This window comes from Paraburkholderia acidiphila (genome assembly GCF_009789655.1).
GTDB classification, from domain to species: Bacteria; Pseudomonadota; Gammaproteobacteria; order Burkholderiales; family Burkholderiaceae; genus Paraburkholderia; species Paraburkholderia acidiphila.
The window spans coordinates 1,430,141-1,442,338 of sequence record NZ_CP046910.1 but is presented as its reverse complement, the minus strand read 5'-3'; the positions used below and the strand labels follow the sequence as shown (position 1 = coordinate 1,442,338).

At 67.3% G+C, this 12,198-nt stretch carries 9 protein-coding genes; 1 reads left to right on the top strand and 8 read right to left on the bottom strand.

Annotated elements, in window-relative coordinates:
- Window positions 1–8 precede the first annotated feature (8 nt).
- The gene (gene pbpC, locus FAZ97_RS20955; RefSeq protein ID WP_233271827.1) at window positions 9–2,246 is read left to right on the top strand and encodes a penicillin-binding protein 1C; all 2,238 of its coding nucleotides are present in this window, start codon (window positions 9–11) and stop codon (window positions 2,244–2,246) included.
- A 17-nt stretch (window positions 2,247–2,263) separates the two neighbouring features.
- On the opposite strand, the gene FAZ97_RS20950 is transcribed toward pbpC, so the two are convergent.
- The 8 genes from FAZ97_RS20950 to FAZ97_RS20915 all read right to left on the bottom strand — a co-directional run bounded on the left by FAZ97_RS20950 (window position 2,264) and on the right by FAZ97_RS20915 (window position 12,190).
- The gene (locus tag FAZ97_RS20950) at window positions 2,264–3,775 is read right to left on the bottom strand and encodes an efflux transporter outer membrane subunit (RefSeq protein WP_158760325.1); all 1,512 of its coding nucleotides are present in this window, start codon (window positions 3,773–3,775) and stop codon (window positions 2,264–2,266) included.
- On the bottom strand, window positions 3,772–4,752 hold the full coding sequence (locus FAZ97_RS20945) for an efflux RND transporter periplasmic adaptor subunit (RefSeq protein WP_158760324.1): 981 nt from the start codon (window positions 4,750–4,752) through the stop codon (window positions 3,772–3,774). The genes FAZ97_RS20950 and FAZ97_RS20945 overlap by 4 nt, the downstream gene beginning before the upstream one ends.
- A gap of 7 nt (window positions 4,753–4,759) precedes the next feature.
- On the bottom strand, window positions 4,760–4,969 hold the full coding sequence (locus FAZ97_RS20940) for a DUF1656 domain-containing protein (protein WP_158760323.1): 210 nt from the start codon (window positions 4,967–4,969) through the stop codon (window positions 4,760–4,762).
- Window positions 4,970–5,006: 37 nt separating this feature from the next.
- On the bottom strand, window positions 5,007–7,142 hold the full coding sequence (locus tag FAZ97_RS20935; RefSeq protein WP_158760322.1) for an FUSC family protein: 2,136 nt from the start codon (window positions 7,140–7,142) through the stop codon (window positions 5,007–5,009).
- Between the two features lie 17 nt (window positions 7,143–7,159).
- Window positions 7,160–7,624: a MarR family winged helix-turn-helix transcriptional regulator gene (locus FAZ97_RS20930; RefSeq protein ID WP_158760321.1), complete on the bottom strand. Its 465-nt coding sequence runs from the start codon at window positions 7,622–7,624 to the stop codon at window positions 7,160–7,162.
- Window positions 7,625–7,786: 162 nt separating this feature from the next.
- Window positions 7,787–8,473, bottom strand: coding sequence for an HAD family hydrolase (locus FAZ97_RS20925; RefSeq protein WP_158760320.1), 687 nt, complete (start codon window positions 8,471–8,473; stop codon window positions 7,787–7,789).
- 153 nt (window positions 8,474–8,626) lie between these two features.
- Window positions 8,627–9,658, bottom strand: coding sequence for a sugar ABC transporter substrate-binding protein (locus tag FAZ97_RS20920; RefSeq protein ID WP_233271718.1), 1,032 nt, complete (start codon window positions 9,656–9,658; stop codon window positions 8,627–8,629).
- A 120-nt stretch (window positions 9,659–9,778) separates the two neighbouring features.
- Window positions 9,779–12,190, bottom strand: a complete 2,412-nt coding sequence (locus FAZ97_RS20915; RefSeq protein ID WP_158760318.1) for a glycoside hydrolase family 31 protein — start codon at window positions 12,188–12,190, stop codon at window positions 9,779–9,781.
- Window positions 12,191–12,198: the final 8 nt, after the last annotated feature.

Here is a 12,198-nt window from a genome sequence, read left to right as displayed (position 1 = left end):
TCAGCGCGATGAGCGTCGTCGCCGCGCTGTGTCTCGTGCTGCTGCCGTTGCCCGCATTCGCGCTGCCGACCTTCGACGACGTGCGCGGCCAGTGGCAAAGCTCCGACTGGGTGCTGCTCGCGCGCGACGGCACGCCGCTGCAGCGCACGCGGGTGGAACATACCGCGCGGCGCGGCGACTGGGTGGCGCTCGCCGACGTTTCGCCGGCGTTGCGCGAGGCGATCGTCGTTTCGGAGGACAAACGATTCTACGAGCACAGCGGCGTGGACTGGCGCGGCGCGGCGGCCGCCGCATGGGCGAACCTGTGGAATACGCGCACGCGTGGGGCCTCCACGGTTACGATGCAACTCACGGGTCTGCTCGACGACGACCCGAAGCACTCGGGCCAGCGCTCGCTCGCGCAAAAGGCCGTGCAAGCGGTGGACGCCTTGCGGCTCGAACAGCGCTGGCGCAAGGACCAGATTCTCGAAGCGTACTTGAACCTCGTGCCGTTCCGTGGCGAATCGATTGGGCTTTCCGCGCTTTCGCAAACGCTGTTCGGCAAGGCGCCATCGGGGCTCGACGATCGCGAATCGGCCGTCGCTGCCGCGCTGATCCGCGCACCCAACGCGCCCTATGCGAAGGTCGCCACGCGCGCGTGCCGCATTCTGCGCGACATGCGCGCCGCGAACGTCGATAACGGCTGCCCGAATCTCGATGCCTTTGTGCAGATGGCCTTCGCCCGCCCGTCCATCGCCGCCGACGATCCCTCGTTCGATGGCCGCAGCGAAAACTCGCCGCAACTTGCGCCGCACTTCGCCCGCCAGATCGCGAATGCCGTGCACCCCGCGCCCGGCACGCGCGTGCGCTCGACGCTCGACGCGAACCTGCAACGCTACGCACGCGACACGCTCACGCGCACGCTCATCGAGCTCAACGCGCGAGCGCATCCACGCAACGTGCAGGATGGCGCGGTGGTCGTGCTCGACAACGCAACGGGCGACGTGCTCGCCTGGGTCGGGTCGTCAGGAGGCCTGTCGAAAGCACGCGAGGTCGATGCGGCACTGGCGCTGCGCCAGGCGGGCTCGACGCTCAAGCCTTTCCTCTACGCCGAGGCCATCGACGAGCGCCGCGTGACGACCGCTTCGCTGCTCGACGACGCGCCGCTCGATCTGGCGGCGGGCGGCGGCCTCTACATGCCGCAGAACTACGACAAGGGTTTCAAGGGCTGGGTGAGCGTGCGTACCGCACTCGGTTCGTCGCTGAACGTACCCGCCGTACGCACGCTCGTGATGGTTACGCCGCATCGCTTCGCAAAGACGCTCACGGCACTCGGCCTGCCGCTCACGCAAGCGGGCGACTACTACGGCTTCAGCCTCGCGCTGGGCAGCGCGGACGTGAGCCTCGTCACGCTCACGAATGCGTATCGCGCGCTGGCCCATGGCGGCGTCGTGAGCCCGATCGCCGAATTGCCTGCGCCTGCGAAAGCGGCATCCAGTCCAGCGTCGAAACGCGTATTCAGCCGCGAGTCCGCGTTCATCGTCACCGACGTCCTCGCCGACAACAACGCGCGCACGCGCACCTTCGATTTCGACAGTCCGCTCGATACGCGCATGTTTTCCGCCGTCAAGACGGGCACGAGCAAGGACATGCGCGACAACTGGACCGTGGGCTTCACGTCGCGCTACACGGTGGGCGTGTGGGTCGGCAATGCGGACGGCTCGCCGATGTGGGACGTTTCGGGCGTGACCGGCGCGGCGCCGGTGTGGGCCGCCATCGTCGGCTATCTGCATCGGCGCGTACCGAGTGTCGCGCCAGCCGCGCCGCCTGGTGTCGAACGCGTGCGCGTGCAGTTCGCCGATGCCGTGGAGCCTGCGCGCAACGAGTGGTTCATCGCGGGCACGGCTACGCCGCTGGTGGGCCTCGCCTCGAACGCCGCCGATCTCGCGCGCGGCCCGGCGCAGATCGGCAGCCCCGTCGACGGCACGATCTTCGCGCTCGATCCCGACATTCCCGCGCCGCGTCAGCGCATATGGTTCGAGCGCGCGACGGGCTCGAGCGCGCGCGTGAGCTGGCGTCTGGACGGCAAGGCGTTAGGCGGCGCCGCACGCGTGGCGTGGCTGCCATGGCCCGGCAAGCACACGCTCGAACTCGTCGATGCGCGAGGGCAGGTGACCGACACCGTGCGTTTCGAGGTGCGCGGCGCGATGGCGAAGCCGCAGAAGTCGATGCGCGCCGACGCCGCGCAAGGCGGCGTGGCGCGCTGAGGGAAGAGCAAGAGTCTTTAGTTCGCAGGCGTAGACGAAGCCGCCGCGGCGGCTGCCGGCGCACCTTGCTGCTGCAGCGTTTGCTGATTGCCTTCCCAGCCGCCGCCCAGCGCGAGGAACAACCGCACCTGGTCGAGCGCCACCTGGCCTTCGGCCGCCGCGACCTGCGAATGCACACTCGTAAGCGTGCGCGTGGCGTCCAGATCGGAGAGGAACGGTTCGCGGCCCGCTGCGTAGAGGCGGTGGGTTTCGTCCGCCGACTGCTGCGCGGACGTGTAGGCCGTGCGCAGCGCATCGGCGCGCTGGTCGTCGGCGGCGTAGGTCGCGAGGCTCGACTGCGTTTCGCGCAGCGCGTTGAGCACCACGCCGTCGAAGTGCGCGAGCGCGCCGCCCGTGGCCGCTTCCGCCGCGTGCACGCGGTCGCGCTGGCCGTTGACCGGGAAGGTCCAGCTGATCAGGGGTCCGAACGACCATGCATTGGTCGCGGGGGTGAACAGATCGCTCGTCAGGCCGATTGTGCCGACGCCCGCACCGAACGTGATGTCGGGGTACATTTCGGCGATCGCCACGCCAATGCGCGCCGTCGACGCCGCAAGCTGGCGCTCGGCCTCGCGCACGTCGGGCCGGCGCTTGAGGAGCGTCGCGCCGTCGCCGACGGGAATCGGCTGCTTGAGCTTCGGCAGGCGCTTGCACGCGAGCGCGGCGGGCGGCAGGTCCTTGGGCGCGCGCGCGAGCAGCATGGCGAGTTGATACTGGGCCACGCGGCGGCGTCCCTCGAAGCGCGGGATATCGGCGGCGATCGTGTTGGCCTGGGTCTGCCCGCGCGTGACGTCGGGCTGGTTGCCGCGGCCCGCGTCGCGCAGGCGCTTCGTGAGCGCCACGCGCTCGTTCTGCAGCTTGAGCGATTCCTGCGCGATCTCCAGTTCCTCGGCTGCCGAGCACGATTCCACGTAAGCCTGCGCCACGCTGGCGACCACGGTGATGCGCGCGAGATCGGCGGCGGCTTCCACGGCTGCGTCGTCGGCGCGCGCGGCTTCCACGCCGCGTCTGAGCTTGCCGAACAGATCGAATTCGTACGACACGTTCAGGCCAAGGTCGCCGAGCGTCGCAACGGGCACCTTTTCGAACAGGAGGTACTGCTCGCCCGACACCTGCGCGCGCTCGACGGCGGCATGCGCGTTGCCCGAGAAGCCGCCTTGCGCGTTGGCGATATCGACCGCCGCACGCGAGCGCGCGAGGTTCGCCGCCGCCACGCGCAGATCCGTGTTCGACTTCAGCGCTTCCTGCACGAGCTCGTTGAGCGTGGGGTCGTCGTAAAGCTGCCACCAGTTGGCGGGCACACCCAGTTGCGAGACGGGCGCATGGTCCGCGCCGTCGATCGGCCCTTGCGCGAGCGGCGCATTGATCACGGCTTCCTGCGGCACGTGGTAGTTCGGACCGAGCGTGATGCACGCGCCGAGCGCGAGCGTGAGCGGCGCGAGCGCGAGGTTGGACCAGGAGCGGCTGCGCCAGAGACTGCGGCGTGTCATTGCGAAGCTCCGGCAGCCTGGGAAGCGGCAGGGGCGCTCGCGGCCATTGCGGGCTGCGAAGCGACGGCGCCGCTTGCGTTCTTCGCGCGTGCTGTCTGGCGGTCGTTCGTCGCCTCGGTGCGCACGGCCACCGTCGCCGTGCGGCCCGCGATCATGCGGAAATCGGCGGGCACTTCGTCGAGCGCCACGCGCACCGGAATGCGCTGCGCGAGCCGCACCCAGCTGAACGCCGGATTCACATTGGGCAGCAGGTTCGGGGCCGCCTGGCGGTCGCGGTCCTCGATCGCCGCGACGATGCTTTGCACGTGACCGCGTAGCGGGCGCGACTCGCCCATCACCGTGATCTCCACGGGCTGGCCGATCTGGATGCCGTGCAGGCGCGTTTCCTCGAAGTAGCCATCCACGCGGAACGAATGCATGTCCACGACGGCGACGACTGCGCGGCCCGCCGTCACGTACTCGCCCACACGCGGCGCGCGGTCGTTCAGATAGCCGTCCACAGGGCTCACGATCGTCGTGCGCTGCAGATTGAGCTTGGCGGTGTCGACCTGGACCTGGGCGTCGGCCGCCGCGGCTTCGCCCTGATCGACGCGCGTGCGGCTTTCCTCGAGCGTTTCCGCCGCCACGAGATTGCCGAGCGCGATGTTGCGCGTGTATTCGCGCTTCGCCTGGGCAAGCGTGGCCTTGCGTTGCTCGAGCGTGGCCTGCGCGAGTCGCAGCGCGAGCGCGTAGCGCGCCTGGTCGATCACGAACAGCACCTGGCCTTGCTTGACCTGCTGGTTGTCGACAACGTCGACGCCGGTGATGAGGCCGCCCACGTCGGGCGCGACCTGGATCACGTCGGCGCGCACGCGGCCGTCACGCGTCCACGGCGAGAACATGTAGTAGTTGACGATGCGCCACAGCACGAGGGCGGCGACCACGACGACGATGAGCGTCAGCAGGATCTGTCCTGCGGAGAACCAGGTTTTTTTCACGTTAACGTTATTTCACGAAGCGATGCGACACGATGACGACGGCAGCCAGCACAAACACATATATGCCGAGATCGAAAATGGAACGATGCCACACGAGCCGGTAAAAGCCGACGCGCGTGAGCACCTTGCCGATCACGACGTTGATGAGGTACGCGATCAGCATCAACACCAGCACGGTGGGCACGAACACGCCAAAGATATCGATTTCACCGATCATGATGCAGGTTTCGAAAATGGATAAGAGGAATGCGCGTTCATACCGTGGCGTCCGGGTGGGAAGGCGAGTGCGCCGACAAGGCCGGGTAGAGCGCGAGCCGCATGCCCACGAGCGCGTGCAGCGTGTTGCTCAACGAGCGCTGCGAGACGAGCGCGCGCGGCGCGGGCTGGGCATCGGCGTCGGCGGCCGTGGCGGGCGGCAGTTGCGCGCGGGCGTGGGCCGCGACGCGGCGCATGGCGTCGTCGATTTGCGCGAGCAATGCGGGCGGCGCGCTCTCGCGCTTGCTTTCGCTCGCGCAACGCGCGTAGTGCTCGCTCACGCCGGCGAGCACGCTGTCGATCGCGTCGGTCACATCGCTGTCGAGCTTGCGCAGCGAGCGGCGCAAATCGAGCGCCGAGAGTGCAATGCGCAGATCGCGAAAGCTCTCGACCGACGGATGACGGTGGTCGTCGGAGGCGGCGAGACGCGGAATGAGCTGCATGAGCCGGTCGAGCATGCGCGAGGTGAGGTTGCGCTGATCCGCGATGGCCGTATGCGAGGCCGAGAGCGCGACGTCGCTCCAGCTCGAGCGCAACAGGCGCTTCGCCGCGAGCTCGGCGCCGAACGGGCGGGTGGCGCGCGTCCACAGATACGCGAACAGCAGGCCCGCCACGCCAGCGATATTGCTGTTGAGGAACACGAGGAAGTCGGCCTCGTAGGCGCTCTGCACGCTGATGAAGGTCGCCGTGTTCACGGCCACGAGCATCGTCACCATATTGAAAGCGGGGCGTGGAATGAGCGTGCCGATCAGGATGAACGGCCCCGCGAACAGCAGCACGAGCATGGCGAAATCGTGCACCTTGGGCAGCACGACGAACAGGTACAGGCCCGCGAACACCACGCTTGCCGCCGTGGCGAGGAAGAAGCGGAACACGAGCGGCGCGGGCTCGTCGGACGCCGCGAAGAAGCAGCAGGCCACGGCCGCGAGTGTCACCGCGCCGGCGCCGTCGTGCCAGCCCGAACTGACCCATAGCCAGCAGGCCACGAGGATCGCGCTCATGGGCACGAAGCACGAGAACAGCATGAGGCCGCGGTCGTAGAAGCGCTCGGTGCCGCCAAGCCGCCAGTGCCGGTAGCGCGCGCGCCATGTGCCGCCCCCGTCGTGCGCGATCAGCGCGCGCAGCGCGCGGCAGTCCTGCCACACGTCGATCACCTGGCCGAGGCGCCAAAGCGCGTTCGAGAGCAGCGCGCCTTCCCAGCTCGCCAGCGCGTCGCGCGCGGGCTGCAACGCGGCGACGCGTCTGCGCAGGCTTTCCGCGGTCGCGTCGCCCGCGTCGTCGTGCATGTCGGCGGCGCGCGTGGGCAGCGGCTCGCCGAACCAGCGGGCCGCGTCGTCGAGCAGACTGTCGAGGCCTTCGGGCCACACATGCAGATCGCGGCGCAGGGCGATGAGCGGGTCGGCAAGCGCGGAAATCATCGGCAGAAAGAGCAGCATGCGCCCGCGCAGCGATTCGGCGCGCGACAGGATTTCCGGGTGCGTGTGGTCGTAGCTCAACTGGCTCAGCAGGAATTCGAGCTGGTTCACCGTGGCCGCCAGGCGTTGACGGCAGGCCGAAAGCGCGTTGCCGACGATATGGCCCGAGAGCGTTTCGCTGCCGTACCAGGCGGCGTCGCGGAACCACGCGTCGGCGCGTTCGATCAGCGTGGGCGCGAGGCGGCTCGGCAAAATGTTGCTGCCCACCACACTCGCGCAAATGATGCCGAGCGTGATTTCCTCCGTACGCGCGATGGCCACGTCGAAGATCGTGGTGGGATCGGTCACCGTGGGCAGTGCGATGAGCGGCATGGTGTAGCCCGCGAGCATGAACACATAACTGCGCGCGGTACGGTCCGAGATCGCCAGAAAGAGCAGCGTGCCGGTCCACGCGGCGACGATCACGCTGAAAAGCAGCGGCGTTTCGACGAAGGGCGGCACGAGCAGGATCGCCGCGGCAGCACCGAGCGCCGTGCCGAGCGCGCGATAAAGCGCCTTCGAGCGCGTGGCGCCCACGAAGGGGTTCGAGACGATGTACACGCTGGCCATCGCCCAGTAGGGACGCGGCAACTGGAATACGAGCGCGATATAGAGCGCGAGCATCGACGCGGCGAAGGTCTTGACCGAAAAGAGCCAGTCGCGGATGGAAGGGTAGGTCATGGGTCCGCTTTCTGCTTTCAGTCGTGTAAGGCCCGGTCAGCCTGGTCTGCGGAGGGCGCCGCATTGAACGCGTTGAGCACGCGCAGCGTCGCTTCGAGGTCGGCGCGGCTCACGCCCTTGAGCACGCGCGCACGCAGCGAGCGCAGCTCGTCCTCCATGCGTTCGGTCACGGCGCGGCCTTCGCTGGTGAGCGAAATCGTTTTGGCGCGGCGGTCGTCGGGGTCCTCGTCGCGGCGCACGAGGCCCGCGGCGCAGAGCTGGTCGAGCAGGCGCACGAGCGAGGGGCCTTCAATGCCCACGTGCTCCGCGAGCGTGACCTGGCGCACGGCTTCGCCAAGGCGCCCGGCGGTGAGAAGCGGCGCGGCGCATGCTTCGGAGACGTTATAGGCGGTGAGCGCGCCGTGCGTCGTGCGCCGCCATTTGCGTGCCGCCACCACGAGCGTGCTGCTAACCGCAAGGCGTAAGGTATGAAGATTCGACATCGGCGGATAATAGCCCAAAGCGATTCGATAGCAAACTATCTTTTTCTTTCGCGGCGCCACGACTCGGATGGTATGCGAGTCGTGGGCGGGCTGCTTTCTATGTGGTGCGCGGTGATGCGCGGGGCCAACAATGCGCGGGTTTTGCGCGAGTTTTATACGCGCTTAACGATTTGACCAGCCGGCAAGCAAGGCGGGCAGCTGCACCATGTCGGTGAATACGTGCGCAACGCCCGCTTCCAGCAGCGCCTGCGCGCTGCTGTGGCCAGGCTCGGGCGGGCTGTAGCCGAACACGGTGGCGCCCGCGGCGAGGCCTGCGCGCGCGCCCGTGACCGTGTCCTCGATCACGGCGCAGCGCCCGGGCGCGACGCCCAGACCCGCCGCCGCCGCGAGATAGACATCGGGGTGCGGCTTGCTGCGCGGCGTTTCGTGACCGCTGTAGATGTGTCCTTCGAAGCAGTCGAGCAGATTCACCTTGCGCAATTGCAGCTCGACCTTGCGCCGGTCCGCCCCCGAGGCGACGGCAATGCGCCCGTTCATGGCCGCGTGCACCGCGCGTACCGCCGCGGGCGCGCCCGGAATCTCGACGAGATCGCGCTCGAGCGCCTCGTTGCGTCGTGCGCGAAAGCCTTCGAGCCAGGCGTCCGTGATCGCGAAGCCCGTGTGCGCCTTTATGCGCGCGGCTTCGTCTTTTACGGCCTTGCCGACGAAGATGCCCATGGCTTCGTCCACGGAGAGCGTCCAGCCGAGTTCGCCCAGCATCTGCGTGAGCACCACGTGGGTAATGCGTTCCGAGTCGACGAGAACGCCGTCACAGTCGAAGAGGATGGCGTCGAAGGGGATGGGGGACATCGTTTGCCTGCGGTTGCGCGTGGTTGCGTTATGCCGTGCGCATCGGGATCGCGCACGCAAGAGCGCGATGATAACCGGGGACGCGTTTGTGTGGGCTTTTCGCGGGCAAACGACTGAAGCGGGCGGGGGCGGCCCGCCCTGCGGGCTGGCGGATCAGCGATACTGGCCAGCGTATTTTTCGACGAGAGCGACGTTGCTGCGCGTGACGAAGCCGGGCCCTGTATCGACGCCGTCGGGCGTAAAGCGTGGGGTCAGGCCGTAGTTCTTGATGCGCTGCTGAAATTGCGCGTTGGCCTGCAGGGCCGCGACGGCCCGGCGGATGTCATGCGTCTTGTCCTGCTTCATGATCGCCAGCAGCGCGACCGGAATATAGCCTTGCAGGTAGGGCTGTTGATCGATCGCGAAGGCGACCGTGCCTGCCTCGATCCCCTTGTCGACCTCGGGCGTGAGGTCGAACGTCGCGAAGAAGAGCTTGCCGGTGAGCCCGAGCTTGGCGATCGCGCGCATGGCGGGCACGGCCGACGTGGGTCCGAGCGCGAGCACGGCCTGCGTGTCCGGGTGTTGGCGCAACGCGGCGAAGACTTTGTTCTCGACTTCGGTCGGGTCGTTGCCGGAGTCGAGCATCGAAGCCTTCGCGTTGGCGCCGATCGCGTCGGCAAACCCGCGGCAGCGCTCGAACGACAAGGGATTGGTCACATTGTTGTTCACGCACAGAAACGACTTGATGCCGGCCGCGCGTGCGCGCATGCCGGCTTCCTTGCCCGCTTCGTATTCGGGCTGGCCGATGTGCAGCAGCGCGCCGAGCGCCGCGTTTTGTTGGGCGGTCCCCGAGTTGAACGTGATGACGGGAATGCCCTTGTTGACGATGGTTTTGACGCGGCTTTGAACCACGTCGAAATCGGCGATCGTCGTCGCCACGCCGTCGTAGTTGTGGGCGGCGGCCTGCTCGAGCAGGCGCACCATGTCGGAGAGGTCGCCGTTCGGCGGATTACGATAGTCGACCGTGACGCCGAAGTCCTGCTGCGCGTCGGCGATGCCGTTTTTCACCACGTTCCAGAACGGATCCGCGTCGGGCGCATGCGATATCACCACGAATTTGCCGTTCGCCGCCAGTGCGCCCGCACTGATCGCCACGAGCGCCATTGCGGCGATCGTACGCGCCACTCGCTGTGCCAGTTGTCTCATGCTCGTCTCCATTGATGTTTTCGATGCCCGATCAAGCGGTCCGGGCGTATCTGCATCGTAGGGCCGAGCGGCGGCAGCGCCCTGGCGCGAAAGTGTCCAGTCTGGTTATTTCCCGCTGCATCAACCGAGTTCGACGACGATGCGGCGCCAGCCGCCCATGCGCTCGTCCGTGGCGATGCGCCCCGCGGCCACGGCCACGTTGCGCGCTTCGCCTGCGGGCAAAAGGATTTCCGCGGACGTAGCCGCACAAGGCATCGAACCGGACGTTTCGACGGCAAGCGTGAGCGTGTTCGCGTCGCCTTGCGCGCAGACGCTCCACTCGCCGAATGCGCCGTGCCGCCACGCCTCGGTTTCGCCGTCGTCCTCGACATAGCGGCGGCACACGCGTTCACTGCCCGCGAAAGGCACCACGATGAATGCGCGCTGGTCGGCGCGATGTCCGAAGTGCTGTTCAGCGACGTTCAGCGCAATCACGCTGCCTTCGCGCACCAGCATCACGGGCCGGTCCCATGGCGCGGGCAGCGTCACGCTCTGACCGCCTTCGAACGGTTCGCCGCTCCAGTAGCAGGTCCAGCGCGCCCCACTTGGGAGCCACACTTCGCGCTCGGTTTGCCCCGGCTCGACCACGGGCGCCGCGAGCAGCGACGCGCCGACCATCATGTCGTCGGATTCGGCGTAGCAGCGTGCGTCGTCGGGAAACTCGGCGAAGGTCGGGCGCAGCACGGGCTCGTAGTGCATCGTCGAGTCCCAGAGCAACTGATACAGATAAGGCAGCAGCCGGTAGCGCAGCTTGAGCAGCGCCGAAACCTGGGGCGTGAGCTGCGGGTACATCCACGGTTCGTTCACCGTGCCGTCGTCGTTCCAGGAGTGAATGGAAAAGCGCGGCATCCACACGCCGAACTGTACCCAGCGGATGAACAGTTCCGGCTCGGGCGCGGGCCCCGAAAAGCCGCCAATATCGTGGCCGATGTTCGACACGCCAGAAAGCGCCAGCCCCAGGCCCATTTTCAGGTTGTAGCGCAGCGTCTCCCACGAAGTGGAGTTGTCGCCCGACCAGGTCTGCACGTAGCGATGCATGCCCACGCCGCCCGAGCGAGAAACGAGGAAGGGGCGCGTATCGGGCGCGTGCTCGCGCTGCGCGTCGCGCGAGGCGCGCATCATCAGCAGGGTTTGCAGGACTTTCGCTTCGCGCGCGGGCCACGGCGTGCCGAAGCCGTGGGCCATGGCGTGGGGCGACCAGATCTCGAACTCGTTGTTGTCGTTCCACGTGGCGGCGATGCCATAGCGCAGCAGCGCGTCTTTCACGTGCTCCTTCCACCAGCGCGCCGCGGAGGGGTTCGTGAAGTCGAGATACGCGCCTACGTCGTCCCAGAACTGCACCCACGCCGGATCGCCGTTGCGATCCTCGATCAGCAAGCCGGCGCGCGCGGTTTGTTCGAACTCCGGATGATCGCGCAGCAGGCACGGTTTGATATTCGCGCACAGTCTGACGCCGTTTTCCAGGTAATCCTGAACAAAGCGCGCTATATCGGGAAACTTCTCGTGGTTCCAGTTGAACACATAGCGTTTCGCACCGATCGACGTATAGCCCGACGACAAGTGAAACGAGTCGCACAGCATGTCGTGCTCGCGGCAACGCTCGAGGAATTCGCCCATGCGGCGCTGCGCGTCGGGCGCGTCGGTGTAGCTCATGGTCGAGCCCGAGTAGCCGAGGCCCCACTTCGGCATGAGCGCCGGGCGGCCCGTGAGCCATGTGAAGCGCCTCACGGCGGCAAGCGGTGTTTGCGGCGAGGCGATGAAGTAGTAGTCGAGATCGCCGTGGCCGGCGACGAAATGGCGGTAGGGGCCGTGATAGTTGTCCAGTTCGCGGCCCATGTCGAAGGTGCAGTCGGCGAGCGTGTCGTAGAAGAGGCCGAAACCGAGCCGCGTTTCGCGCTGCCAGGTCAAGTAGAACGGAATGTGCTTGTAGAGCGGGTCGGTTGTTTTCGCGCTATAGCCCATCGCGTCGACGTTGGTCATGCGGTAGCTGTGGTTCGCCCGGTCGAGCGAGCCGGAGCGTTCGCCGAGACCCAGATACATCTCGCCCGGCTGCCGGCGCACGTAATGGTAGATGCGCTCGTCCCACCAGCCGAAGTTGTAGGCCTGCGTCGCGCGGTCCTGCAAGACGCCGTGCCAGCCGTCGTCGCGGCGCATTTCCCACGTGCAGTGGCCGCCTGCCAGCGCGATGGTGAGCCGGATCTGCGAAGTTTCGATGCGGATCTCGTCCTGATTCAAAAGGAGACCGAACGAAGGCAGCGTGAAGCCGGTCGGATCCAGCCGGTCGCGACCTTCGTATGGAACGTCATCGAGCCCAGGCGCAATGGCCCACGTGCGCGGCCCATGCGCACGGCCATCCGGCAACACGCGTAGGCGCACGATGTCTTCTTCGAGCACGAACACGTCGATCGTCGCGCCTCGCGCGCTTTCGAGGCGCAGGTGGTGTCCGTCGTGCTTCGCGAGTGCGAACCTGGGGGGATGGAGGAGCGTCGTCATGGGTATTC

Bases quoted from the DNA above. Each gene is read 5' to 3' on its own strand.
- pbpC (WP_233271827.1), top strand. From the start codon at position 9: ATGAGCGTCGTCGCCGCGCTGTGTCTCGTGCTGCTGCCGTTGCCCGCA.
- FAZ97_RS20915 (WP_158760318.1), bottom strand. From the start codon at position 12,190: ATGACGACGCTCCTCCATCCCCCCAGGTTCGCACTCGCGAAGCACGAC.
- FAZ97_RS20930 (WP_158760321.1), bottom strand. From the start codon at position 7,624: ATGTCGAATCTTCATACCTTACGCCTTGCGGTTAGCAGCACGCTCGTG.
- FAZ97_RS20950 (WP_158760325.1), bottom strand. From the start codon at position 3,775: ATGACACGCCGCAGTCTCTGGCGCAGCCGCTCCTGGTCCAACCTCGCG.
- FAZ97_RS20925 (WP_158760320.1), bottom strand. From the start codon at position 8,473: ATGTCCCCCATCCCCTTCGACGCCATCCTCTTCGACTGTGACGGCGTT.
- FAZ97_RS20935 (WP_158760322.1), bottom strand. From the start codon at position 7,142: ATGACCTACCCTTCCATCCGCGACTGGCTCTTTTCGGTCAAGACCTTC.
- FAZ97_RS20940 (WP_158760323.1), bottom strand. From the start codon at position 4,969: ATGATCGGTGAAATCGATATCTTTGGCGTGTTCGTGCCCACCGTGCTG.
- FAZ97_RS20920 (WP_233271718.1), bottom strand. From the start codon at position 9,658: ATGAGACAACTGGCACAGCGAGTGGCGCGTACGATCGCCGCAATGGCG.